24 protein-coding genes and 1 tRNA gene are annotated in these 25,898 nt (G+C 47.8%); 20 read left to right on the forward strand and 5 right to left on the reverse strand.

Annotated features, from left to right (window positions below):
* Positions 1-54 precede the first annotated feature (54 nt).
* Positions 55-1,653: an L-aspartate oxidase gene (gene nadB, locus MGMO_RS08375; protein WP_023494617.1), complete on the reverse strand. Its 1,599-nt coding sequence runs from the start codon at positions 1,651-1,653 to the stop codon at positions 55-57.
* 186 nt (positions 1,654-1,839) lie between these two features.
* Here nadB and rpoE point away from each other — a divergent pair, with 186 nt between their 5' ends.
* The 12 genes from rpoE to MGMO_RS08435 all read left to right on the forward strand — a co-directional run bounded on the left by rpoE (position 1,840) and on the right by MGMO_RS08435 (position 12,386).
* Positions 1,840-2,430, forward strand: coding sequence for an RNA polymerase sigma factor RpoE (rpoE, locus tag MGMO_RS08380; protein WP_023494618.1), 591 nt, complete (start codon positions 1,840-1,842; stop codon positions 2,428-2,430).
* Positions 2,431-2,442: 12 nt separating this feature from the next.
* Positions 2,443-3,018 carry a sigma-E factor negative regulatory protein gene (locus MGMO_RS08385; protein ID WP_023494619.1) on the forward strand — a complete coding sequence of 192 codons (576 nt, stop codon included), beginning with the start codon at positions 2,443-2,445 and terminating at the stop codon, positions 3,016-3,018.
* A gap of 38 nt (positions 3,019-3,056) precedes the next feature.
* Positions 3,057-4,001: a MucB/RseB C-terminal domain-containing protein gene (locus MGMO_RS08390; protein WP_082458325.1), complete on the forward strand. Its 945-nt coding sequence runs from the start codon at positions 3,057-3,059 to the stop codon at positions 3,999-4,001.
* 165 nt (positions 4,002-4,166) lie between these two features.
* Positions 4,167-5,573, forward strand: a complete 1,407-nt coding sequence (locus MGMO_RS08395) for a DegQ family serine endoprotease (protein ID WP_023494621.1) — start codon at positions 4,167-4,169, stop codon at positions 5,571-5,573.
* Positions 5,574-5,576: 3 nt separating this feature from the next.
* On the forward strand, positions 5,577-7,376 hold the full coding sequence (lepA, locus tag MGMO_RS08400; RefSeq protein ID WP_023494622.1) for a translation elongation factor 4: 1,800 nt from the start codon (positions 5,577-5,579) through the stop codon (positions 7,374-7,376).
* 35 nt (positions 7,377-7,411) lie between these two features.
* Positions 7,412-8,188, forward strand: a complete 777-nt coding sequence (lepB, locus tag MGMO_RS08405; RefSeq protein ID WP_023494623.1) for a signal peptidase I — start codon at positions 7,412-7,414, stop codon at positions 8,186-8,188.
* A gap of 61 nt (positions 8,189-8,249) precedes the next feature.
* Positions 8,250-8,630 carry a DUF4845 domain-containing protein gene (locus MGMO_RS08410; RefSeq protein WP_321163117.1) on the forward strand — a complete coding sequence of 127 codons (381 nt, stop codon included), beginning with the start codon at positions 8,250-8,252 and terminating at the stop codon, positions 8,628-8,630.
* Positions 8,627-9,310 (forward strand): ribonuclease III, encoded by a 684-nt coding sequence (gene rnc, locus MGMO_RS08415; RefSeq protein WP_023494625.1) that lies wholly within the window; start codon positions 8,627-8,629, stop codon positions 9,308-9,310. The genes MGMO_RS08410 and rnc overlap by 4 nt, the downstream gene beginning before the upstream one ends.
* Positions 9,307-10,188 (forward strand): GTPase Era, encoded by an 882-nt coding sequence (gene era, locus MGMO_RS08420; RefSeq protein ID WP_023494626.1) that lies wholly within the window; start codon positions 9,307-9,309, stop codon positions 10,186-10,188. Before rnc ends, era begins: the two co-directional genes overlap by 4 nt.
* Complete coding sequence (recO, locus tag MGMO_RS08425; RefSeq protein WP_023494627.1) at positions 10,181-10,888, forward strand: DNA repair protein RecO; 708 nt, start codon at positions 10,181-10,183, stop codon at positions 10,886-10,888. The genes era and recO overlap by 8 nt, the downstream gene beginning before the upstream one ends.
* Positions 10,889-10,890: 2 nt before the next feature.
* Complete coding sequence (gene pdxJ / locus MGMO_RS08430) at positions 10,891-11,637, forward strand: pyridoxine 5'-phosphate synthase (protein WP_023494628.1); 747 nt, start codon at positions 10,891-10,893, stop codon at positions 11,635-11,637.
* 8 nt (positions 11,638-11,645) lie between these two features.
* Positions 11,646-12,386 (forward strand): PP2C family protein-serine/threonine phosphatase, encoded by a 741-nt coding sequence (locus MGMO_RS08435; RefSeq protein ID WP_023494629.1) that lies wholly within the window; start codon positions 11,646-11,648, stop codon positions 12,384-12,386.
* Positions 12,387-12,417: 31 nt separating this feature from the next.
* On the opposite strand, the gene MGMO_RS08440 is transcribed toward MGMO_RS08435, so the two are convergent.
* Positions 12,418-13,374, reverse strand: a complete 957-nt coding sequence (locus MGMO_RS08440) for a sigma-54 interaction domain-containing protein (RefSeq protein ID WP_023494630.1) — start codon at positions 13,372-13,374, stop codon at positions 12,418-12,420.
* Between the two features lie 10 nt (positions 13,375-13,384).
* Positions 13,385-14,113, reverse strand: coding sequence for a sulfite exporter TauE/SafE family protein (locus tag MGMO_RS08445; protein WP_023494631.1), 729 nt, complete (start codon positions 14,111-14,113; stop codon positions 13,385-13,387).
* Positions 14,114-14,312: 199 nt separating this feature from the next.
* Here MGMO_RS08445 and MGMO_RS08450 point away from each other — a divergent pair, with 199 nt between their 5' ends.
* From MGMO_RS08450 to MGMO_RS08465, 5 genes are all read left to right on the forward strand, one after another.
* On the forward strand, positions 14,313-15,218 hold the full coding sequence (locus tag MGMO_RS08450) for an AEC family transporter (protein ID WP_235557254.1): 906 nt from the start codon (positions 14,313-14,315) through the stop codon (positions 15,216-15,218).
* Positions 15,219-15,220: 2 nt separating this feature from the next.
* Entirely contained in the window at positions 15,221-16,462 is a 1,242-nt protein-coding gene (locus tag MGMO_RS08455; RefSeq protein ID WP_023494633.1) for a CinA family nicotinamide mononucleotide deamidase-related protein, read from the forward strand.
* Between the two features lie 188 nt (positions 16,463-16,650).
* Positions 16,651-16,727: transfer RNA gene (locus MGMO_RS08460), tRNA-Arg, on the forward strand.
* A gap of 42 nt (positions 16,728-16,769) precedes the next feature.
* Positions 16,770-16,985 carry a hypothetical protein gene (locus MGMO_RS18980; RefSeq protein WP_152976323.1) on the forward strand — a complete coding sequence of 72 codons (216 nt, stop codon included), beginning with the start codon at positions 16,770-16,772 and terminating at the stop codon, positions 16,983-16,985.
* Between the two features lie 59 nt (positions 16,986-17,044).
* Positions 17,045-17,623: a bacteriohemerythrin gene (locus MGMO_RS08465; protein WP_023494634.1), complete on the forward strand. Its 579-nt coding sequence runs from the start codon at positions 17,045-17,047 to the stop codon at positions 17,621-17,623.
* A 338-nt stretch (positions 17,624-17,961) separates the two neighbouring features.
* On the opposite strand, the gene asd is transcribed toward MGMO_RS08465, so the two are convergent.
* Positions 17,962-18,819 (reverse strand): archaetidylserine decarboxylase, encoded by an 858-nt coding sequence (asd, locus tag MGMO_RS08470; RefSeq protein WP_023494635.1) that lies wholly within the window; start codon positions 18,817-18,819, stop codon positions 17,962-17,964.
* A gap of 168 nt (positions 18,820-18,987) precedes the next feature.
* Entirely contained in the window at positions 18,988-19,377 is a 390-nt protein-coding gene (gene queF / locus MGMO_RS08475) for a preQ(1) synthase (RefSeq protein ID WP_023494637.1), read from the reverse strand.
* Positions 19,378-19,431: 54 nt separating this feature from the next.
* Here queF and smc point away from each other — a divergent pair, with 54 nt between their 5' ends.
* Genes smc through MGMO_RS08490 form a run of 3 tightly spaced genes read left to right on the forward strand, consistent with a single transcriptional unit; the run spans position 19,432 to position 25,607 of the window.
* Complete coding sequence (gene smc / locus MGMO_RS08480; RefSeq protein ID WP_023494638.1) at positions 19,432-22,944, forward strand: chromosome segregation protein SMC; 3,513 nt, start codon at positions 19,432-19,434, stop codon at positions 22,942-22,944.
* On the forward strand, positions 22,944-23,639 hold the full coding sequence (locus MGMO_RS08485; RefSeq protein WP_023494639.1) for a cell division protein ZipA C-terminal FtsZ-binding domain-containing protein: 696 nt from the start codon (positions 22,944-22,946) through the stop codon (positions 23,637-23,639). The genes smc and MGMO_RS08485 overlap by 1 nt, the downstream gene beginning before the upstream one ends.
* A gap of 6 nt (positions 23,640-23,645) precedes the next feature.
* The gene (locus MGMO_RS08490; RefSeq protein WP_023494640.1) at positions 23,646-25,607 is read left to right on the forward strand and encodes a BRCT domain-containing protein; all 1,962 of its coding nucleotides are present in this window, start codon (positions 23,646-23,648) and stop codon (positions 25,605-25,607) included.
* Positions 25,608-25,898 lie beyond the last annotated feature (291 nt).

Consider the following 25,898-nt stretch of genomic DNA (forward strand, 5'->3'; position numbering starts at 1 on the left):
TAACCGATTGCCCCATTATTTCGATAACGTGTTGAAGCGCAAGGCCAAGATGCCCTAAGGAGTCAGGATCGAATTTTGGGGTGGCTTACTGTTATCCGTTTCAGGATAATCCAAAGTATAATGCAAGCCTCGGCTCTCTTTACGTAATTGGGCGCAACGGATGATTAATTCCGCAACAATCACAAGATTGCGCAATTCCAGCAAGTCACTGGTCACCCTGAAATTTCCATAATATTCTGCGATTTCACGCTTGAGCAATTCTACACGGCTCATGGCCCGGTACAATCGCTTGCTGGACCGGACGATACCGACATAATCCCACATAAAGCGTCGCAGCTCGTCCCAATTGTGGGAAACTACGACCTCCTCGTCGGAATCACTGACTTGCGATTCATCCCAATCGCGGATAGCTGGCGGCGCAGGAATATCGGCCAGCGTTTTCAATATAGCTATGTTGGCGCGGTCGGCGAACACTAGGCATTCCAATAACGAATTGCTCGCCATACGGTTAGCGCCATGCAAACCCGTACTGGCAACCTCGCCGATTGCGTACAGGTTATTGATGTCTGTGCGCGCATAACTGTCTGTCTTGACGCCGCCGCAAGTGTAATGTGCGGCAGGAACGACGGGGATGGGTTGTTTAGTGATATCTATGTCATATTTCAGGCACTGTTCGTAAATCGTGGGAAAATGTTCACGTACGAACGATGTCGGCTTGTGGCTGATGTCGAGGTAAACACAGTCTATCCCGCGTTTTTTGATTTCGTGGTCGATGGCGCGGGCGACGATGTCCCGTGGCGCAAGCTCCCCGCGCGGATCGTAATGCTGCATAAACGACGAACCATCCGGCAACACCAATTTGCCGCCTTCGCCCCGTACCGCTTCACTAATCAGGAAAGAACCCGCATTAGGATGATAAAGGCTGGTTGGATGAAACTGCATAAACTCCATATTGCTGACCCGACATCCGGCCCGCCAGGCTAAAGCAATACCGTCACCCGTGGCGCTTTGAGGATTCGTGCTGTACTGATAAACCTTGTTGGCCCCACCTGTCGCCAAAACGACGACGCGGGCGGCAATGGTTTTTACATGACTTTTTTTGATGTCCAGCACATAAGCACCGATAACTCGCTTGGCAAAGCTTCCTGGCGTTTTCTCCGTAATCAATTCAACAACATTATTATGTTCGCATAAGCTTATGTTTGGGTGTTCTTTGGCCCGGTCGATCAGTGAAAGGGAGACGGCTTTGCCGGTCGCATCGCCAGCATGGACTACGCGCCGGTGCGAATGCCCGCCCTCCTTTGTCAAATGTAACTTGGTCTCCCCATTTGTCTTGGTTTCTTCAGTAAAGGCGACACCTTGTTCGCGCAACCAGTTGATTGAATTTTTCCCGTAGGTGACTGCAAGCCTTACGATTTCAGGGTCACAAAGCCCTGCACCTGCATTAAGGGTGTCTTCAATATGGGACTCAATGGAGTCACCCCTGTCAAACACAGCCGATATGCCCCCTTGCGCATAGAATGTGCTGCCTTCGGTTAGGGCGAATTTTGACAATACCGCAACATGTACCGACTGATCCGCTAATTTAAGGGCTAAACTGAGTCCGGCGGCGCCGCTACCGATAATGAGAACATCATAAATGTCGTAACGCATACCCTTTCCCTGGTTGAAGGATTTCTAATTATGTAAAAATAAGTCGGCGGTCAGCTATGTTTATTAAACAAATTCGCCTACCGGGCTTGGTTTGTGGATAATAGCCTTTTTTTTAATGATAGCAATTTTTTCTGGTTGAGAACTTTTACCCTTCATTCCTGTCTTAATACATAGTTGAAAGCCTTAGTGAACGATCATACCAGAAACATCGAGCTATTAGACGAAGAACTGGTGTCGCGGGTTCAGCAGGGCGACAAATCAGCTTACGATATTTTGGTGATCCGTTATCAGCATAAGATTATCCAATTGGTTAACCGTTATGTTAAGGATCACAGCGAAGCCCAGGATGTCGCCCAAGAAGCCTTTATAAAGGCATACAAGGCACTAGGAAGCTTTCGTGGCGATTCTGCCTTCTACACTTGGCTGTACCGTATTGCAATCAACACGGCAAAAAACTATTTGGTTTCGCGGTCACGGAGGAATTCCGATTATCAGGTGGATGTACAAGACGCAGAAGCCATCGAAAATGCACCGCAATTACAAGGGCTGGATACGCCTGAGCGGCAATTGCTGAGTGAGGAAATAATAAAAACCATCCAGTCAGCCATAGAACATTTGCCGGAAGAGATGCGGGTGGCTATTATGTTGCGGGAATTTGAAGGCATGAGTTATGAAGAAATTGCAGAGGCGATGGATTGCCCGGTAGGAACGGTTCGGTCGCGCATATTCAGGGCGCGCGAGGCGATAGACAGTAAATTAAACCCTTTGCTCGATTAGTGGTGATGTTCGATGTACGATGAAATCAATCAAAATATTTCCAGGCTTGTGGACGGCGACCTGGGTCATGTTGAAACCCTGGATTTGCTGAAAAAAATGCAATCTGATGACGCGTTAAAGCATAAAATGAGCCGTTACCACGCCATTAGCCAAGCTTTAAAAACCGATCAGTATTATCAAGTCAGCACCGACTTTTCCCATAAGATTTTTCAAGCGATCCAGCAAGAACCCGCCTATTTGCTCCCGCAGTTAAAACCCCAAAACCTGACACCCCCCCTGCAAGACAAGACTTCAAGACGAAAACTCTATGCCGTCGCCGCGTCATCCTTAGTCGCTGCGGTGTTAGTAGGGCAAGGCCTCCGCGAGAAACCAAGCCGCAATACATTTGAAACCGTCTCCGCATCCGCTGTACCTCAACAATCATTACCGACTGCATTAGCCCAATCCAACCCTGCAAAGCAACGCAAAAGCCCCCCCCTCTCCGCCCAATTCAATGATTATTTGCAAGCACACAACAACAGTGTTTACACCAACGGCGAGGCGAATTTTCATCCCTATGCCAAAGTGGCTGCTTACGGTCGAGAATAAACGTGGTGCAATTTCTGTTTGCCCTCTTGTGTGTGGTAATGGGAACAGCCACCGCCGTTGAAAACCCGTTAACTGCCAAACAAATCCTGCAAAAAATGACAAAGGCGATGGAACTGTCCGACTACCAGGGCACCGTCGTATTTTTGAAAAATGACAAGCTGGAAGCAATGAAATACTTCCATACCAAGGCAAAAGATAAGGGCCAAGAGCGCTTGGTATCGCTGAATTCACCGCCGCGTGAAATCGTGAGAAACTCCGATGAGATAAAATGCCTGTATAAATTGACGAGGCAAGTGATTGTTGAACATCGGCCTTACGAGCATTCATTCATCGTCGATGTCCCAAAAAATCTGGACGCACTGGATACCAGTTATGATTTTGAGGTCATAGGTGAGGAAGATGTAGCAATGATGCCCTCATTTGTTGTCAACATAAAGCCAAAGGATGATTTCCGCTACATCCGAAAAATATGGATCGCAAAAGAACATTTTTTACCTATGAAAGCGGCTGTTTACGACCTTTCTGGAATTGTTTTAGAACAAGTCGTATTTACCGAAATGCAGGTGAACAACAAGCCAGCAGATCAAGCTACCGAAACCACCTTAGCTGAACCCACAACACCATCAAACGACGGAACCCCAGCTTCATCAGATTCATCAAACCAGGCTGCGTTTGAGGTGACCGCCCTCCCCCCAGGCTTCAAGCAAATATTTTTTAGCCGTAAACCCTTGCATCAATCTGACCAACCTGTCGACCATGTGCTGTTAAGTGACGGCTTTGCATCGGTTTCCGTTTACCTAGAAACCAAAAAGGCCGATTCCACACGGGATTCGCCGCTTCCTGAAGGAATACATTCGGTGGGCGCCATCAACTCCATGATCCGTATCCTGGCGGATTCCCAACTTACTGTACTTGGGGAAGTGCCTGCATCCACAGTCAAATTTATTGCCGAAGGCGTTAAATTGCGGCATCCAGCCCCTTGAATCTATCCAACTAACTTTATTATTTTCCCCAAAACTAAAGATTCGACTTACCTTGTCGCCGAGGCTATTGCGCTTTTCAAAGCGCCTTGAAAGATGTTAGGGTTGTCCATAAATTTGTACTATTCTTTAAAATACCGTTGACTACTAGGATGTAATGGAGGTTTTATGCTCAAAAAGGCAATGTGCTGTGTTTTTTTAATGTTCTTGGTTAGTCAGGCAGGCTTTGCCCAGTTGCCGGATTTTACTGAAATGGTGAAAACCAATGGTGTGGCAGTAGTTAATATCAGCACCACGCAAAAAGCCAAGCCAATGGTTAAAGGATTGCCAAAAAACCAACAATTGCCCGAAGGGTTGCCTCCCGAAATGGAAGAATTGTTCAAGCATTTTTTCAATGACCCTAATGGCGGCGGATACGGTGGTTCGGAAGAGACCCAGTCGCTCGGTTCGGGTTTTATCATTTCCCAAGACGGCTATATCCTAACTAACCACCATGTCGTCAAAGATGCCGATGAGATCGTCGTCAAGCTGACTGACCGGCGTGAGTTGGTTGCCAAACTTATTGGTTCAGATGCCCGTACTGACATCGCGTTGTTAAAGGTTCAAGCATCCGGTTTGCCTGTCGTCAACATTGGTTCCCCCAATGACCTGAAAGTAGGCGAATGGGTGTTGGCTATCGGATCGCCATTCGGGTTTGAGCAATCGGTTACTGCGGGTATTGTCAGCGCCAAGGGGCGCAGCCTGCCTGGCGGAAATTATGTCCCGTTTATCCAAACCGACGTGGCCATCAACCCAGGCAATTCAGGCGGCCCTTTATTTAATATGGACGGCAAAGTCGTTGGCATTAATTCACAAATCTATAGCCGCACCGGAGGCTTCATGGGCTTGTCATTTGCCATTCCAATGGATGTGGTGATGAATGTCGTCCAACAAATCAAAACCAGCGGCAAAGCCTCTCACGGCTGGTTGGGCGTACAAATTCAAGATGTGACCCGTCAACTGGCCGAGTCTTTTGGAATGAAGAAACCGCAAGGTGCATTGGTTTCGAAAATCATTCCGAACAGTCCCGCAGAAAAAGCCGGATTACAAATTGGCGACATCATTACTGAATTCAACGGCCAGACCATTGAAAAATCAGCAGACTTACCGCCTATGGTCGGCATGACACCGATTAATGACAACGCTAAACTAACCATAATCAGGCAAGGTGACACCGAAACTATCGACTTCAAAATAGGCCTATTGCCGGATGAGGAACAGAAAGCACCTTTGAATAAAACCGAATCCAAACCCCGCAATAAGTTAGGCATACATGTTACCGATATAACCGACGAACAGCGTGAATCCTTGGAAAATGTCAAAAATGGCGTGTTAGTGCAGGATGTTGAAACAGGCAGTGCCGCTGATGCAGGCGTACAACCCGGCGACGTGATTTTGCGTATCCAGAATAATGTCATCCGCAATGTGAGCGAGTTTGATAAAATAGTCAAAAATCTACCCGTCGGCAAATCGGTTGCGGTATTGATTCAACGCCGTGGTAGCCCGGTGTTTTTGGCTTTGAAAATTGATAAATAATTCGTGGATTTAAAACACATAAGAAACTTTTCCATCATAGCGCATATAGACCATGGTAAATCGACACTTGCGGATCGCTTCATTCAAATTTGTGGAGGCTTGACGGCACGGGAAATGTCTGCTCAGGTTCTCGATTCGATGGATATCGAAAAGGAGCGCGGCATTACGATTAAGGCGCAAAGCGTGACATTGGATTTTGTTGCCAAGGATGGCGAAACCTACCAACTCAATTTTATTGACACACCTGGGCATGTGGATTTTTCTTATGAAGTCTCCCGCTCTTTAGCTGCTTGCGAAGGTGCCTTGCTGGTTGTCGATGCGGCGCAAGGCGTTGAGGCACAAAGCGTTGCCAACTGTTACACGGCAATCGAACAAGGCTTGGAAGTCGTTCCCGTGTTGAACAAAATCGACTTGCCGTCTGCTGAGCCCGAACGAGTGCAAGCGGAGATCGAAGAAGTCATCGGCATTCCAGCGGATGAAGCCTTGCTCATTAGCGCTAAGACAGGTTTAGGCGTACAGGACGTACTGGAACAATTGGTCATCAAAGTTCCGCCACCCGAAGGCAATATTGCAGGCCCCTTGCAAGCGTTGATTATTGATTCCTGGTTTGACAGTTACTTAGGTGTCGTATCATTGGTCAGGATTGTCCACGGTAGCATCCGCAAAAAGCAGAAGATTACGATCATGTCCACCGGGAAATCATTTTTAGTGGATGCTGTGGGCGTATTTACGCCTAAGCGTTTAGAAAAAGATATGCTGAATACCGGCGAAGTCGGTTACGTCGTTGCCGGTATTAAGGATATTTTTGGCGCACCCGTCGGTGACACCATTACTTGGACAGACAACCCGGCACCAGAACCGCTCACCGGATTCCAAAAAGTCCAACCCCGCGTATTTGCCGGCCTGTATCCGGTCAGCTCGGACAATTACGAAGACCTGCGTGAGGCTTTAAACAAGCTCAACCTGAATGATGCCGCCTTGGTATTCGAGCCGGAAACTTCGCAAGCCTTAGGTTTTGGCTTTCGTTGCGGCTTCCTGGGCATGTTGCACATGGAAATCGTACAGGAGCGCCTGGAAAGGGAATACGACGTTGACCTGATTACGACCGCACCCACCGTTATTTACGAAGTCGTCACCCATAACGGCAATGTATTGATGATCGACAACCCGGCAAAATTGCCGGATATGGGGACGATTGCGTCCATCAAGGAACCCATTATCCGAGCGAACATCCTCGTACCGCAAACGTATCTGGGTGCAGTCATCAATCTGTGTATCGAAAAACGCGGTGTCCAGAAGGACATGCAATACGTTGGCAGGCAAGTCTCTATCCACTACGAATTGCCAATGAGCGAGGTCGTGCTGGACTTTTTTGACCGACTGAAATCGGTGAGCAGGGGCTTTGCTTCTTTCGATTACGAGTTTTTACGGTTTCAGGAAGCCCCGCTCGTCAAGCTCGACGTGTTGATTAATGCCGATAAGGTCGATGCCTTGTCGATTATCGTCCATCGCGACCTCAGCCACAACCGTGGCCGCGACTTGGTCGAAAAAATGAAAGACTTGATCCCCAAACAAATGTATGAAGTGGCGATCCAGGCTGCTATCGGTTCCAAGGTTATTGCGCGCTCGACCGTCAAGGCGATGCGGAAAAACGTCACCGCCAAATGTTACGGCGGCGACATTACCCGTAAGAAAAAACTGCTGGAAAAGCAAAAAGCGGGCAAGAAGCGGATGAAGCAGGTCGGCAATATTGAGATACCACAAGAAGCATTTTTGGCCGTATTGCAGCTCAATAAAGAATAATACGATTTTTCTTTCAATCACTTGACACAACTCCTATGGACTATGACTTTTCTTTTTTCCTGTTTGTCGCCAGCGTGGTGACCGGAACAATCTGGGGCGGGTATTTGCTGTACCTGAAATCGAAAGACCGTAAATTTGACGAGGCCAATGAACCGATAGCCGTTGAATATGCACGGTCATTTTTCCCCATCGTTTTAATCGTTTTCCTATTGCGTTCGTTTTTGGCAGAACCGTTCCGTATCCCTTCGGCATCCATGATGCCGACTTTGCTGATCGGCGATTTCCTGCTGGTCAACAAATTCACGTACGGGATACGATTACCCGTCATCAACAAAAAAATATTAGAAATCAATGAGCCAGCGCGTGGCGATATTGTGGTATTTCGCTTTCCCAAAGATCCGACAGTAGATTACATTAAGCGCGTGATTGGCCTGCCGGGAGATAAGGTCGCGTACTACAACAAAAAACTGTACATCAACGATGCTCCGGTCAATCAAACATCGCTCGGCATTTACCAAGGCGTAGGGCAAGGCCAGGACATGACAGGAAGTGAGCATATCGAGGAAAACCTGATGGGCGTTGAACATAGCATCCTGATCCGTAATGATGCACCAACGGTTGAAGGCTCTTACGTGATCCCCCAAGGCAATTACTTTGTCATGGGCGATAATCGTGACAACAGCAATGACAGCCGTTATTGGGGGACTGTCCCAGAAGAGAACCTGGTAGGCAAAGCATTTTTTCTCTGGATGAATTGGGACTGGGATTATAAAGGTATCGGCTTTGGCCGTATTGGCACAGTCTTAAAATAAACTACACTTATCGTTATAACGATAGCGTTAACCCTTATTTTTTGAAACGATCGCCGGAGCCATGATGGACAGACAACCTAAATACCAGCGGGGTTATACCCTGATTTCACTTATTTTCATGCTGGGTATCTTCGCATTTTTTGTATTGCTCGGATTAAAGATAGGTCCTATCTATATTGACCACAGCAAAGTTAAAAATGCCCTGGCCGCCATTGAGAAAACCACCGATATTGAAACTTTAAGTGAGCAGGAAGTCAGGAGCAGCCTTGATAAGCGCTTTAACCTTAATTATGTCGCCGATCTTAATACACGGGACGTAAAGATAATTAAACGCGGCAATTATCTAAAAGTCCAAGCAAAATATGAGGTTGTAGAAAAAATAGTCGGCAACATCAGTGTATTGGTCGAATTCGATGATTCCTTCGAGGTCGGCAAAGAGTGACTAAAAAACCTGAAATCCTGTCCCAAAAATTAGGCTTAACGTTTAATAAGCCGCAACTTTTTGTCACGGCATTGACGCATCGTAGTGTTGGCGCGAATAATAATGAAAGGTTAGAGTTTTTGGGTGATGCCATTTTAGGTTGTGTTATCGCCCAAAAACTTTACGACGCATTTCCAAGCGCGGATGAAGGCACTTTAAGCAGGCTCAGGGCCAGCTTAGTGAATGAATCGTCGCTTGCCGATTTGGCCCGGCAACACTGCCTGGGCGATTACTTGCTGCTGGGTTCAGGCGAACTAAAAAGTGGCGGTTTCCGTAGGGATTCAATCTTGTCGGATGCCCTGGAAGGCATTATAGGCGCTTTATTTAAAGATCAAGGCATAGCGGCATGTGAAGAATGGATAGGACGGCTGTTCGCTGAAAAACTGCACGATTTGTCCGCGAACAACTGGCAAAAAGACCCTAAAACACAGTTACAGGAACTGATGCAAGCCAAGAAAATGGAACTGCCCGACTACGCCTTGATAGACATGTCCGGTTTACCTCATGAACAGACCTTTAAAGTCCGGTGTAGCGTTTCCCTGATAGAGGAATCTTGTATTGGCACGGGCGTTTCCAGGAAGAAGGCCGAACAATCGGCAGCTGAAATGATGCTTGCCAAACTCCAGCAAGTAAGCAAATGAATTGCGGTCACGTCGCCTTGATTGGCCGCCCAAATGTGGGCAAATCGACTTTAATGAACCATTTGCTGAAACAAAAAATTAGCATCACTTCCCGTAAACCGCAAACAACTCGCCACCGCATACTCGGAATCAGCACGTCTGAATTGGGCCAAATCGTCTACCTCGATACCCCCGGGATGCACGGCAACGAACAACGGGCACTTAACCGTTATTTAAACCGAACCGCCGACACGACCTTATTGGGCGTTGACGCTGTCGTATGGCTGATTGATGGTTTGGTCTGGCAGGACTACGACGATATCATCCTAAAAAAACTGGAACAGACGGGGCTTCCGGTTATTCTAGTGGTCAATAAAGTTGATAAGATAAAGGACAAAGAAAACATACTGGCTTTTTTTGATGAGGCACAACACCGTTTTCCATTCAAATGCCTGCTCCCAATATCTGCGTTAAAAGGTACCAATCTTGAAAAGCTCGAAGCCGCATTACTGCCATTATTGCCCGAATGCGGGTTGATTTACCCTGAAGACCAAATAACCGATAGGTCAGAGCGGTTTTTATGTGCAGAAATTGTTAGGGAAAAGCTAACTCGGCGCTTAGGTGCGGAGTTGCCCTACTCGGTTACAGTGCAAGTCGAACTGTACGAAGAGCTGCCGCATGTCACTAAAATTTACATTGTTATCTGGGTAGAACGCAGTTCTCAAAAGAATATAGTCATCGGCACCGAGGGTGAAATGTTGAAAAAAATCGGCATGGATGCGAGACTCGATATAGAAAAGTTAATTGGACAAAAAGTATTTTTAAAACTCTGGGTGAAAGTCAAGAAAGGCTGGGCAGACAACGAACGCGCCTTGTTAAGTTTGGGCTTTAATGAGTGATTTTGCATTATATTCCCAACCCGCTTTCATTTTGCATCAACAAAAATACCGGGAATCCAGCCTGATTATTGATGTCTTAACCCAAGATTTCGGCAGGTTTTCCCTGATTGCGAAAGGCGTTCGGAAAGCAAAATCCAAAAGTGCCGGGATATTGCGCCCTTTTGTAGCATTGTCGTTGTCGTATGTCGGAAAAGCTGACTTGAGGACATTGACGGATGCCGAAATGATCGGTTTGCCGAATGAACTGACAGGTTTAGCCTTATATTGCGGCTTTTATATCAACGAGCTGATATGCAATTTCCTGCATAAAGATGATCCCCACCCGGAAGTCTTTCAGGATTACCGCGTATGCTTATTGCAGTTGGCACAAGGCCCAAACTTAGAATCCGCATTGCGGATATTTGAGTTGAACCTTATGGAAAATATCGGTTACGGTATCGACTTGAGCTATGATCTTCACCATGAAAAGCCAATTGGTGCCAATAAAAAATATTTATTCGATAAGGATGAAGGCTTGCTTGAAAATTCAGAAGGGCAATTTTCAGGTTTCGCCTTACTGGCCATGGCGCAACGACAATTCGACGACCCGGTTGTATTGAGTGAGGCAAAATTGTTGATGCGAACCGTTATAGACAGCCATTTGCACGGTAAGCTATTAAAAAGCCGTTCAGTTATCAATAACATCGTCAAACGCTTATAAAAATGGACACAAAACCGATCCTGCTGGGGGTTAATATTGACCATGTCGCCACCATCAGGCAAGCCAGGGGCACGCGCTTTCCCGAACCGATCCAGGCCGCATTGGTCGCCGAACAAAATGGCGCGGATAGTATTACCGCACATCTTAGGGAGGATCGGAGACATATCCAAGACAGGGATATTTTCTTGTTGAAAGACATGATCCATACACGCCTGAACATGGAAATGGCAGCAACCGATGAAATGGTGGGTATTGCCGTAAAAGTTAAACCCCATGCCTGCTGCCTAGTGCCTGAGAAGCGCGCGGAACTCACCACGGAAGGTGGCTTAGAAGTGGCGGGGAATTTGTCTTATATGCAAAGGGCCTGTGCAAAACTTACCGCAGCAGGCATTGAAGTTTCCTTATTTATCGCACCCGATCACGCCCAAATAGACGCTGCAAAAACGGCAGGCGCACCTGTCGTTGAACTGCATACGGGCTGTTATGCGGACGCTTTATCACCCACTGATCGTGAAGCCGAACTGGCGCGGCTTCAAAAGGCTGCACATTACGCCAACCGTATCGGTTTGCAAGTTAATGCGGGGCATGGATTACACTTCCATAATGTTGCCCCAATATGCCGTATTCCAGAGATAGTTGAGCTAAATATCGGCCATTCAATCATTGCCCAGGCATTATTTTCAGGATTAGCACAAACTGTCAGGGATTTAAAACAAATTATGTATAACGCGAGATCGCAAAAAGAATAATAAAAACTATGCAGCTTGAATTTTTTCAGTTTACTAACCCAGGTGACAGGCAGTACAACCAGGACTATATGGCGCATATCATTGAAAATGATTACGCCTTGTTTATAGTTGCAGATGGCTTGGGCGGGCATCAAGCAGGTGAGCAAGCGTCCCAGTTTTTTTGCCAAGGCATGCTCAACTGTTCCCATACATACAGTAAAAAAATCGCAAGCAATCCTGCCAGTGTTTTCTCAGACTGGATTGATGAAGCTGTCGTTGAGATGAAAACGTTATTTGACGATGACTTAATAGCAGACCAGGCGTATACGACTTGCGCTATCCTTTACCTGGACAACGACAGGGCCATCGCGGCGCATTGCGGGGATTCGAGGGTCTACAGGCTGAACCCCAAAGAAATTGTTTGGCGAACACTCGACCATTCGGTCCCTCAAGATTTATTGAGTGTTGGTTTAATTTCTGAGGAAGAATTGGCTCACCATCCTGAACAAAATCACCTTACTCGTAGCATTAACGCCAATAGGGCGCAACCTGTCGACATCAAACTGTTCTCGCCTATCCTGAAAAACGAGACCTTTGTGCTATGCAGCGACGGTTTTTGGGGCAACATCAAACCCGACGAACTACTACAACTAGCTGATTTGGACAGCAATATCGTTAACATTAACAGACTGGCGATGCTGTCCGTCTACCGCGCCAACGGTAATAGCGACAATCTTACCGTGATGACCGTCAGGAATCGTAAGGACTAAGCAAGATACGTTTGGTTTACTTAAGCTTCTGTCAATGGGCCATAAACCCATGTTTTTGCATACGGTAAAGCAACGTATCCCTCGTCAGGCCGAGCAATCTTGCTGATTTGCTGCGGTTACCTTTCGTCAAGTCCAATGCTTGTTGGATAAGGCTGGCTTCCAGTTCGTCCAGATCCAGCCCCGTGGCGGGGAGGGTAAATTTTGGCTGGCCTGCATTGGGTTTCTGCACGTTGAATTCCAACGGTAAGTTTTCGGGTTCAATTATTTTTCCGGCCAACAAGATACATAACCGTTCGCATAAATTCCGAAGCTCCCGAATATTGCCGGGCCAATTGTAAGCTTTGAGCGCTTTCAGGGTATTGTTGCTGAATTGCGGTGTCGTGATGCCATGTTCACGCTCGAACAGTTTCATGAAATGCTTAACCAAAATCTCGATGTCGCTGACCCGCTGAGCTAATGACGGCAAATGCAGCGGCACGACATTCAACCTGAAATATAAGTCACGCCTGAATGTGCCGTCGGCAATTTGCAAGTTCAGGTCGACATTGGACGCGGCAATGATACGGACATCGACCCTATAAGGCTGGGTATCGCCGACCGCAAGGCATTCGCCGGACTCAATAAAGCGCAACAATTTTGCCTGGATGGAAATCGGCAAGGAATTGATTTCGTCCAGGAACAAAGTCCCGCCATCGGCTGCCCGAAACAAGCCGCCGGTATTGCCCGTCGCCCCTGTAAATGAGCCTTTGCGGTGCCCAAACAGCTCTGACTCAATCAGGCTTTCCGGCAAAGCGGCACAATTTAGGGTAATGAATGGCTTATTGGCGCGTGGGCTAGCCTGTTGGATGGCATTGGCAAGCACTTCCTTCCCGGTGCCGGTTTCGCCATTCAGCAATATGGTGACATCAGTGGCTGCAGCAATCTTGGCACTGCGAATTAACGCATCCAGCGCGGGAGATTGCCCGATAATAGTCTTGAAATGATCCATGACCGCCTCTCTAATGGTTTGCATGTGTTGTTATTATAGCCATGGGGTTTAACCACGGCATGGCGGCCAGCAATGCCAGCGCGATCATGAACAGGCCGACGACCTGCTTGAAGCGTTGCATCCGTGAAAGCCGCGTTAGTACGCTAGTCATTATACCCACTCCCATCACGGCAGGTAAAGTACCCAAGCCGAATGACAGCATGGTCAAGGCACTTTTGCTGACATCGCCCGTCGTCAGTGCAAGCGCCAGGGCGGTATAGACCAGTCCGCATGGCAACCAACCCCAGACCATGCCGAATAGGAAGGCCTGGGTACGGTCTTTGACTGGGATCAATTTACGTCCGTAAGGCTCTATCCTTTTCCACAAATAGACACCGGCTTTTTCAATGTAAGCAAAGCGCGGCAACCATCCCGCAATGTAGAATCCCGCTCCTGCCATAATGATCGCAGACAATATTTGCAATATTCGATAGCCGTTGATGTCCGTAACAGGCGCAGGGATAAAAGATTCGACAATGCCGGCAATAGCGCCTGCCAAGGTATAGCTGGTTATCCGACCGAAATTGTAGTTGAACACAAACGGGATCAGTAGCCATTTATTGTTTCGTACTTCTGGGCTTAGGCTTAAAGTAAGTGTACCGATAATCGACCCGCACATGCCGACGCAATGCAAACTGGTGGCAAGGCCCATTGCAAAAGCAACCAGATAAGAGGTGGTAAAGGCGGGATCAAAGGTCATTGTTGAGTTGTTTGGAGCGGATTTATATCAAATTTTTACTAGCATTCAGGATCATAGCCTTTTAAAACTCAACAGGCAGGAAAACAAATGGCATTACAAACTAAGGTTAGCACTATATTACCGGAAATTGGCAAATCATGAATGGTAAAATCAACCGGGACAATTCAAAACTCGGATTATGCACGCAACATTAATACAGATGTCACTCCTCATGGCCAGCGGCATCGCCTGGCGGATCATGAAACCTTTGGGGCTTAGCGCGGAGCAGACGCGTACGGTCCTGACCACGGTGGTTTATTATTTCTTTCTTCCGGCGATGGTATTGGACGTATTGTGGACGGCGCAGATTGGGTTACATTCCCTGCAATACACAGCGTTGGCGGTCATCAGCATCCTGTTTGGCATGGCCTGTTTCTGGATAATCGGTACATTTTTTAACTTTGAACATCGACGCTTAGGCGCATTAATCCTGGCGGCGGCATTCCCCAATGTCACTTACTTAGGCTTGCCGGTTTTGGAACAAACCTTTGGCAGTTGGGCGAGATCTGTCGTTATTCAATTAGACCTGTTCGCCATCTCACCGCTCTTGTTTACCTTGGGGATTGTTATCGTGCGGCATTATGGTAAGGATACTTTAAACAGCCGACAATCAGCGTGGACATCCTTAAATGCCCCGCCATTTTGGGCGGCGGGTTTGGCGGTAGCCTTAAACCTGAATGGGTTGGTTTCACCTGGTTGGCTGAGCGGAACATTAAAATTACTGTCAACCGCAGTCGTACCCTTAATGCTATTCTCCTTGGGATTGGCGCTGAACTGGCAATCCATGAAGATTAGGAACATCCCATATATACTACCGGTGATCCTCGTAAAAATGCTCCTGTTGCCGTTGTTTGCCCTATTTTTGGTCGATCACTTAGTGCTGCCGAATGACCACAAGGCGGCGGCTGTTTTGGACCTGGCGATGCCTAGCATGGTATTGGGCATCGTCTTGTGCGACCGCTACCAATTAGACGGCGCATTGTATGCCATGGCAGTTACGGTGACGACGGCACTTAGCCTCGTCACCCTGCCATTCTGGTACCAAATTCTGATGGCGAGATTTTAACGATGAACCCAACTTTAGAAATTTTCTCCCAAGGTGAAGAAATCGTCACCGGACAAGTGGTCGACACCAATGCTGCTTGGTTATCGCAACAAGCGGTGAACATGGGCTTCACCGTCACTCGGCACACCGCCGTAGGCGACAAATTGGAGGATTTAACACAAGTCTTGTTGGATATTTCCGCGCGTGCAGACTGCTGCATTTGCACGGGTGGATTAGGCCCTACCAGCGACGACCTTACGGCGGAAGCAGTTGCCACCGCATTTGCCGTCCCCTTGGTTTTCGATGAAATCGCTTATGCCCAAATTGCACAATTTTTTCATCACAGAAACCGGGACATGCCGGAGTGCAACCGCAAACAAGCCTTGTTGCCCCAAGGCTCAATACGGCTTGACAACCACACAGGCACGGCACCTGGGTTCGCACTAAAGCATGGGCGGTGCTGGTTTGCTTTTGTGCCGGGCGTACCATCCGAGATGCGGCAGTTATTTTTAGATCACATCCAACCTATGTTGGCCAGCCGTTTTACCTTGCTTCCTGACAAGTTAATCACCATCAAAACTATCGGCATAGGCGAATCAGACCTGCAAGAACGCATCAATACGATTGGAATCCCATCCCAAGTAAAGCTGGGTTTTCGCGCTGAACTCGGCGAAGTGCAAATCAAGCTATTGTTTCCCGGCGATTATCCCGACGAAGGACGAGAAACGCTGACAAACCGTATCGCCGCAAGCATCGGTGATGCCGTGTATACCATTGAAGATACAGGACATCCGCCAGGTGATCTGGTATCGGTCGTAGACCAACTAATGACAATTGGCGGCCACACGCTTGCCATCATGGAAACCGTCAGCCACGGGCTACTGGCGGCAAAACTAGTCGGGACAACCTGGTTACAAAACGCACTTATCGAGCAATCAATTGAAAGCTTAACGCACAGGCTTCAAGTTGATTATCATCCCGACGATTTGGTGGCAACCGCCAAAGCGATAGCCATGGCCATGCAAAAAAATTCGGGCGCTGATATGGCCTTAATCCAGTTAACTTCTAGCAGTGGCATCGCTGATTCGAATCAAAAACAGGGCACGACCGTCATCAGCTTGTTAGGGGTTAACAATCAATTTACCCATGCCGTCCGCACCCTGGTCGGAGACATTAACCGCAAACAACAACAGTCGGCGTTATTGTCGCTAGACCTGTTGCGGCGGCATTTACAAGCCAACGCAATAGACAGGGAAAAATCGTGACCCGCTTTAAACCGCACCAAGCAACACGCGGTTAATGGCGATCCAATCATGCTATCTTTATCGAAAAAGATGACCTTTAAAACCTTAAAGCATACGATTGCAACGACGTAATGCCGTTTAATCGGAGAGCTAACCCAAAATGGCACACAAGCAATTGCCTTCTCAAGTATGGTAAAATATACAGCACAGCCCCGATAGCTCAGTAGGATAGAGCGGTCCCCTCCTAAGGGACAGGCCGGTGGTTCAAATCCGCCTCGGGGCACCAAGTACCGATTTAACGAAGTCCAACGAAGCACATAAAACCCGCATGTTACCTAGCATAGCGGGTTTTTTATTGCCCAACGAAGTACAACAAGGTGCATTGACATCCAAGATTATGGGGGGTATAAACAGGGTTGCTTTTATTTTTTTTAAAAAGAAACACCTCCAAATATTGACAGATACCGCGTGTAAAAACGCCCACAGGAGCGACAAGACAGCCACGGACAAAGCTTTTACGCTGGCAGGCGATAAAGGCCTGTAAGGCTGGCTACACTGCATTTCGTCAGTTTTGTACATTCACAATTGAATAAGGGGAATAATATGTTGGCGTGGTCATACCGTTTTGCCACCAATATCGAGCTCGTTGACACTCAACACAAGAAACTATTTGATTTACTTAATGTGTTGTCAGATTGCTTTGATAAAGAAGGCCCTAGTGAAGCAATGGTAGATGATGCGATTAATCAATTGGTCAGTTATGCCGATAAGCATTTCACCGAAGAGGAAGAGTTGATGAAGGAGCATCGAATAGATCCAAGGCATTTCGATATTCACCATTTGGAACATAAATCATTTATGTACGATGTCGAAAGGCTAAGGAATTATATGTCTATAGACGAAGCCGCTGAGGAACTAGTGAGTTTTATCACTTCGTGGCTAACCTATCATATTTTAAGCGTTGATCAAGTCATGGCGGCGCAAATAGCAGCTATCCAGTCAGGCACGAGCCCAGAGCAAGCTTACGATGACCATCATATTTTTCCGTATGACGCCGTGGTTACCCGAATGATGTTAAATTCGGTGCTCGTATTATGGCGCAACTCGATGGACCGTTGTTACAAATTGGAAGACGAAATGACGGCGTTGCAGGCAAAACTGAATCAATCAGCAAGGAAATAATCTTACCAAAAAATTGTAATTTGATTGAGGATGGCTTTGTTAAATAATCCAAATTTTGGCCGCAACGAACTATTCTAGTTCTCCGCTAGATTTTAACGCTCGGGCTGTTATAAAACTTGCGACACGACCCTTGATCCCAATCTTCAGCCACCCCGAAGAGATTAGGGTGGCCCTTTACACAACGAAGATACCCTCTGCATCGAATCGCTTAACACCGTCATCAGAACCGCTATCGCCAAGCGCAAACTGTTTCCCACCGGCGAAGCCGCCAAGAAGGAAATTTTATGGCATTCAGCCGGGTGCATCCCATGCACCCTATTCGGTGCGTAAAACTCACCCTACTTTAACCGACCAACCATCTCCCCCAACCTAACCAACTGGTCGGCCTTAAACCCGCTTACCCATTGCACCTTATCCTTACCGAACAAGACGATAATCGTAGAACCCATATTAAAGCGCCCCATTTCATCGCCTTTTTTAAGCGTGATAGGTTTATGGTCGTAATACCAGCTTTGTACGGACGGAGCGGTCGGCGGGGTGACTACGCCGTGCCAGACGGTTTCGATGCTGGAGACGAAAATTGCGCCTACCAATACCAGCGCCATCGGCCCTGCCTCGGTATCGAAGATGGCGGCAACGCGCTCATTTCGGGCAAACAGGCCGGGTACGGAACGGGTAGTCGCGGTATTTACGCTAAACAGTTTACCTGGAATTTGCACCATTTCCTTCAATGTACCGGCCAGCGGCATGTGCAATCGGTGGTAATCTTTTGGCGACAAGTAAATGGTTGCGAATACGCCGTTTTCAAACGGTTTCGCGCGTTCCGCATCGCCGCCCAGTAAATCAATGGCAGAAAACGACATGCCCTTGGCTTGAAAAATCTTGCCGTCCGTGATGTTGCCCGCTTGGCTGACCGAGCCGTCGGCGGGGCAAGCGACGGCATTCTTTTCCGTAGTTAACGGCCTGGCTTCCGGCTTTAGCTTGCGGGTAAAAAAATGGTTGAAACTTTTAAAGGCTTCCGGATTTTCTTCCAAGGCTTCAGCCATATTCACACCGTAATGCCTGATGACCGTGTTAATACACCAGTTTTTAAGTGCCGTATTTTCCGAATGCGTGATGTAACTCATTAATTTCGATAAGGTATGCTGCGGCAAGGCGTATTGAGGGAGAACCTTTAATGCGTCGTTAAAATTCATCTCTAAAATTAGTAAGATAAAGGTTGAAGGATAGTTCAGTCCCTTCTCCCTTGAGGGAGAAGGTTAGGATGAGGGGAAAATATAAAGTAATTTTTCTTATTTTATCCTCCTCACCCCAACCCTCTCCAGCAGGAGAGGGAGACACTCTTTTAACATAAGGCATTGGGGTTAAGGCAAATTAATTAAGTCCGGCGCTTCCCAGACCGGGTTCTTATGCTCGGCAATCACGGTGGTGTAAATGCCGCCGCGCACGTTAAACTCGGCACGAATCCGCATGAAGTTGGGATGGATAGCGCTGACGATATGGTTGAGCATCTCATTGGTGACGGCTTCGTGGAATGCGCCTTCGTCGCGGAATGACCACATATAGAGCTTTAACGCTTTCAACTCAACGCATAAGCTAGCCGGAACGTACTCTAGGCTTATGGTGGCAAAATCCGGTTGTCCGGTTTTTGGGCACAGGCAGGTAAATTCAGGGATGGTAATCCGGATCGTGTAATCCCGCCCTGGCTGCGGGTTAGGAAAAGTCTCCAGGTCTTTGCTTGGTTTTGTGGTCATAATCGTTAATAATACCGAATCATAATAATTACATTAACGGACTATTCTACCAGGATGAAACTGGAAAAAATCAAACTTTCAGGCTTTAAATCCTTTGTGGATCCCACCGTCATCCCGATCCATGGCAACCTGACCGCCATCGTCGGCCCCAACGGTTGCGGCAAGTCCAACATCATCGACGCGATCCGCTGGGTCATGGGCGAAAGCTCCGCCAAACACTTGCGCGGCGGCAGCATGGCGGACGTTATCTTCAATGGCTCGTCCTCCCGCAAGCCGGTCAGCACGGCATCCGTAGAACTGGTCTTTGATAACAGCGAAGGCAAGATAGGCGGCGAATATGCCCAGTACAACAGCATTGCGATCAAGCGGCAGGTCAGCCGGGACGGGCAGTCCTTATACCTGCTCAATGGCGCACGTTGTCGCCGCAAGGACATTACCGACATCTTTTTGGGTACGGGATTAGGCTCCAGAAGTTACGCGATCATCGAACAAGGCACGATTTCCCGGATGGTGGAAGCCAAACCGGAAGAACTACGTATCCACATTGAAGAAGCGGCAGGCATCTCCAAATACAAGGAACGCCGCAGCGAAACCGAAACCCGTATGAAGCACACGCGGGAAAACCTGGAGCGCCTGGATGACCTGCGCGACGAGGTCGACAAGCAGATCAAGCACCTGCAAAAACAGGCGGAAAAGGCCGAAAAATACACCGAGCTAAAAAAGCAGGAGCGCCAATATAAGTTGGAGCTCTTGGCAATGCGCTGGCAAATCTACCATCAGGCCGCGCAAGACATGGACGCCAAGTTGCAAGAAGTGGCATTGGAGCATAACCGTCTCTTCACAAACTTGCGTGAACTATCGACGGCAATCGAAAACAAGCGCACCGATTACAAAACCCAACAGCAGCAGATCAACCAGGTTCAATCGGACTACTATACCGCCGTTGCCGAAGTCGGCCGTCTTGAACAAACCATTCGATTCAACGAAACCAGCCATGAAGAGGCGTTACAGGAAATTAACCGTTCCCAACAACAAGCCAGCAATTACCAGATTGAAATAGGGGCCGATTTACTGGCTTTAGATGCCATCAAGAAGTCCCTATTAGAAGCCGAAGCGGCACTAAAAACCGCAGGAATGCTTGAACAAGAAATCGCCCAGTCCCTTAAAGACCACCAACAACAAAAAAATGCGTGGCAGCAACAATGGGAAAACCATCGCACAGAAAGCTCCCAATACAAGGAGCAAGGCGAGATTCAACGGGTTAAAATCAACCAGTTGGAAAGCCAGAATCAACAGTTACAAATCCGTATGGATAAATTACATGCCGAACGCAGCGAACTGTCCGCCCATGAATTTCAACACGAAATTGAATCGTTAACCGCCGCCATTAGCTTACTGGAAAACCAACGTGCCGACTTCCACGCGCAACTGGAAAACCATCGCCTGACCATCGCGGAACACCGTGAACAGGTCAAGCATTTTCAGTCGGAACTGCACAGCAACCGCACGGAACTGCAGCACATCAAAGGCAAAATAACGTCCTTGGAATTGTTGCAGCAACATGCAATGGGCAAGGACAACAAGAAGCTGAACGATTGGCTAACTAAAATGGGCTTAAATGATCATCGCCGTTTAGCGGAATTCCTCGATGTTGCACCCAGCTGGGAAACCGCCGTGGAAACCGTCCTGGAAGGCAACCTGGAAGCCATCTGTACCGATAATATTGAACGCTGTATCCCTGAATTGGGCCAACTCGATGACAGTTCGCTGAGTTTGTTTGAGACAACGACCGGAATTTCCTCTCCGCTTACAAACAACCGTGACAACCCATTGCTCGCCAAAGTGAGTGCGCCTTGGGATTTAAGCGGATTCCTTTCCGGCATTTACTGCGCCGATAATATCGAATCGGGACGCGAATTATCACGCCAGCTTAAACCCCATGAATCAGTGATCACCCAAGACGGTACGTGGTTTGGTCCCGGATGGGTTTGCGTCAGGCACCAAAAAGACACCAAATCCGGCGTATTGCAACGGGAAAAGGAACTGCGCCAGACCAAACTACGCCAGGAAGTATTACAAGCCGCCATCGAAACTTTAGAAGATCAGGCACAAGATGCTGAACATCGCCTTAAAGAAATTGAAAGCAATCGCGAGACGATACAACAACAAAATAATGAGTTAGGCATTGAACTTAGCCAAAAACAATCAGAAGCCAGCGCGATTAACGCCCGGCTCGACCAGCACCAGCGCCGTTTAATCCATATCGACAGCGAGCTAGAAACGATAACCGATGAAATTACCGAAAATGCCGAAAAGCTGATGTCGGCAACAGCGTTATTACGTGAAGCGGAAGCTGTCATTGCCAAACAAGAAGGCGATCGGCTAAGCCTGGATCGCCACAACGAAGTATTACAAGACCAACACCAGGACATCGAGAACGCTGCCAATGAAGCAAGACAAAAAGTCTACAGCATCAAGGCACAACTGGAATCTTTGCATGCGTCCGAAACCCTCACCGCAAAACAGGTTGAACGGTTGCAAAGCCAACAGGAACAAGCCCTGAACCGTATCGCTGAGCTAAAAGACAAGCTCGAACTCACCTTGGCCCCTATCGACGGCGAGAAAAAACAGCTTGAGCAACTGACGCAAAACAAACGGGAATTAGAAACCCAATTAAAAAACCAGCGCCAACTGCTGGACGAAATCGAAGCGCAAATAACGCAATTATCGGAGAACCATCAACAAACCGAGCGCGAACTGGAAAAACAAAGGGAAAAACTGGATGCCTTGCGTTTGGACCTGCAAGAAAGCAAAGTGCGGCAACAAAGCGTTAATGAACAACTCAATGAAATCAATGCCGATGCGGAAGAGATTATCAAGACGCTGCCTGAGGAAGCCGAAGAACCCGTCTGGAAACGCAAGGTGGACGAACTGACTGCGCAAATCGAACGGCTCGGTACGATAAACCTGACCGCTATCGAAGAATTCCAGGCCCAATCGGAGCGAATGGAATTCCTTAACGAGCAACATGCCGACCTGACGGAAGCGCTTAATACCTTAGATCAAGCCATCAGCAAAATCGACAGGGAAAGTAAGCTGCGTTTTCAAGAAACTTTCGATAAAATTAACGCGGGGTTACAGGATAAATTCCCTAGGCTTTTTGGCGGCGGCCAAGCCTACTTGCAATTGTCCGAAGACGATCTGCTGGAATCTGGCGTCAACATCATTGCCCGACCGCCCGGCAAACGCAATAGCTCCATTCACCTGTTATCGGGCGGGGAAAAAGCTTTGACTGCGGTTGCTTTGGTGTTCTCGATTTTTGACCTGAACCCAGCGCCGTTTTGCTTGCTGGACGAAGTCGATGCGCCACTTGATGATGCGAATGTCGTTCGATTTTCACAAATGGTGGAAGATATGTCAGAATCTATCCAATTCCTGTATATTTCCCACAATAAGGTCACAATGGAAATTGCAAAGCAGCTTGCGGGGGTCACCATGAAAGAGCCGGGCGTATCCCGGATGGTGGCGGTTGATATTGATGAGGCGGTCAGCCTGGCGGAAAGCTAATGGATAAAGAACTCTTAAGAATAGTTATCATAGCCACTGGCTTCGTGGTCATTATCGGCATGATCTTGTGGAGCTATATCAAAAACCGCAATGCCATGGAAGATGAAGACTCCATTGAAAGCGAAAAAGTGATTGGTTCATCCGGTGCTATTTCCGACGCATTAAAACTGCACACAGAACATGACGATTTCGACATCGTACCCGTCGGATCGGCAAAGCGCACTCTCGACAGCGACGACAATGAATCGGATTGGGACACTGAATTTGATGGCGACGATGAGATGGAGTCCGATACCCGCAATGTCTTGCCCGAAATCCTGCAATTTGGTGTTGTTGCCAGTGATGACGAAGGTTTTAATGGCGTAGAATTGGTGCTGGTGTTTGAATCGGTTGGCCTTGAATACGGCGATATGAAAGTGTACGAACGCATCAACAAACAGGGCGATGTCGATTTCGGCGTTGCCTGCATGGTTGAACCCGGAACATTCCCTGATGGCGAATACCTCGCGTCCTTTAATTGCCCAGGCATCGTATTTTATCTCCAGCACCAGGATTTGGAAGATGCCCAAAACGTGTTCGATGATTTTGTTGACACCATCAAGACCGTCGCCAAAGAACTCGATGGCGTAATCTGGGATCACCAACGCCAACCTCTGACAGACGAAACCATCCAAGCTATAAGACGTAGCTTATAAGCGCTGATGCTAAGTCCCGCCCAACTGGAAATACTTAACACATCCAAACAAACCGCACTCAGTGCGAACCCAGATCGACTAGAAGAAATAGCCCAGCGAACTAAAGCCGATAGCCTGTCCGATGACGAACTGTTGGCATTCCTGCAAATCTGTAATACCTTGTACCGCAGCGGTGAGCCGCTGATTCCCGATAAAGCCTATGATTCGGTTTTCCTGGCAGAATTGGAAAAGCGGCACCCTGAGCACCCTTATTTACATTCTGTCGAAGCAGAAAAGGCATTCTCCGGAAAAACAGTAGCCTTACCGCAACGGATGCTGTCCACAGAGAAAGCCTACAGCAAGGAAAGCATCCAAAAATGGCTGACCCATATTGAGAAAGCCGCAACAGAATTGGGGATCGCCCCAGAAACCTTAATTTTCCGCGCAACGCCCAAACTGGACGGCTTCGCCGCGTACGACGACGGCAAAATTCTTTACACCCGTGGCGATGGACGCAAAGGCACAGACATTACCCGCGTGTTCGAACGCGGCATGATCGTCGGCGGCAGCGGCAAACGCGGGTTAGGTGCGGGCGAAATTGTCGTCAACCAAAGCTATTTCAATACCCATCTGGCGGACACCTTTGAAAACGCCAGGAACTTCCAAGCCAGCGTCATCAAGGAAAAAGAACTCGAACCCCATGCCTTGGAAGCCATCCAAAACCATGCCGCCGTGTTTTTCCCTTTTTGCGAGCTGCCGGACTGGCAAGGGTCGTCCGCAGAACTGACCACAAACTTTGAAGCTATCGTAGCTAAAATCCACACCCTAGTCGATTATGATGTCGATGGCGTTATCTTTGAGGTGACAGATGAACGCATTAAACAATATTTGGGTGCAACCCGCCATCACCACCGCTGGCAAATCGCTTATAAGAGCAATGCGGAAACCGCCCAAGTGAAAGTCTTGCAAGTTACGCCGCAAACCTCACGTTCCGGTCGCGTCAATCCCGTCGCCGAACTCGAGCCCACTCGCCTAAGCGGCGCACTGATCTCCCGTGCCACCGCCCATCATTACGGCATGGTAAAAGAACAAGGCATCGGTGCAGGAACGCTGATCGAATTAACCCGCAGCGGCATGGTCATCCCCAAAATTGAACGGGTGATAACACCTCAAACACCTCAAATCCCCGAACATTGCTCCAGTTGCGGAAGCAACCTCGTTTGGGACGGCGATTATCTCTATTGCCTGAACACCAGCCAATGTCCCGCGCAAATAGAAAATACCATCGAGCATTTCTTCAGGACGCTTGCCAATAATGACGGCTTCGGCGGAAAAACCATTGAAAAACTCCATGCAAATGGCGTTAATTCTGTTTATGCCATTTATATGCTGACCCTGGACCAATTGATCTATATGGGATTTCGCAGCCAAGACGGCAAGAACCAGATCGCCAAAAACCTGCTGGACCAACTCGAACGTAGCCGGATTGAAGCCATTGAGGACTGGCGTTTTCTCGGCGCCTTCGGCATCTGGCGTATGGGTTTGGGCAATTGCGAACGCTTGCTACAGCATCATCGGCTGTTGGACATCTTTAACTTAACGGTAGAGGACATCATCCTCATCGAAGGCTTTGCTGAAAAAACCAGTGCTGCGGTTGTTGAAAGCCTGGCAATGATTAAAGATGAATTTATGAAAATCTATCGACTAGGTTTCAACCTCATCCAAACGCCTTTAATTTCCGGACAGCAGGAACTTACCAGCCCAATCGCTGGCTTAACTATCGTTTTCACCGGCACCATGGTTCATGGCAAACGTGATGACATGATTAAAGAGGCCAAACGCCTGGGCGCAAAAGTCGGCAGTTCTGTCACGGGGAAAACCGACCTCCTGGTAACGGGCACTGACGTTGGCGTAACAAAACTCAATGCCGCCAAGGAAAATGGGATTCGTGTCATTAGTGAAGAAGAATATAAAGCACTGCTTGGTTAAAACACGTTATATTTCCCATTAAATCCGATTGGACCATACTGATCTTTCTATTTGGCTTGATTCAACTATTTCCTCTTAGATCGCACTAACTATCTTTCAGTACTCATTGATTTAATTGTTAATTTATTTTCATAAGCTATGCCGCAAATAATGCTTTCTGTTAATATTTGTAATATGCTTGTTATATACAGTTGTGTAAACTTGATTTGCTTAAGTTTTGATAAAAAGTAGGCATAAAATTACATTCTTGACTATGCTTTTGCTGAAGACAATGACATCAAGTCCATAAGC

The organism is Methyloglobulus morosus KoM1, assembly GCF_000496735.2.
GTDB classification, from domain to species: domain Bacteria; phylum Pseudomonadota; class Gammaproteobacteria; order Methylococcales; family Methylomonadaceae; genus Methyloglobulus; species Methyloglobulus morosus.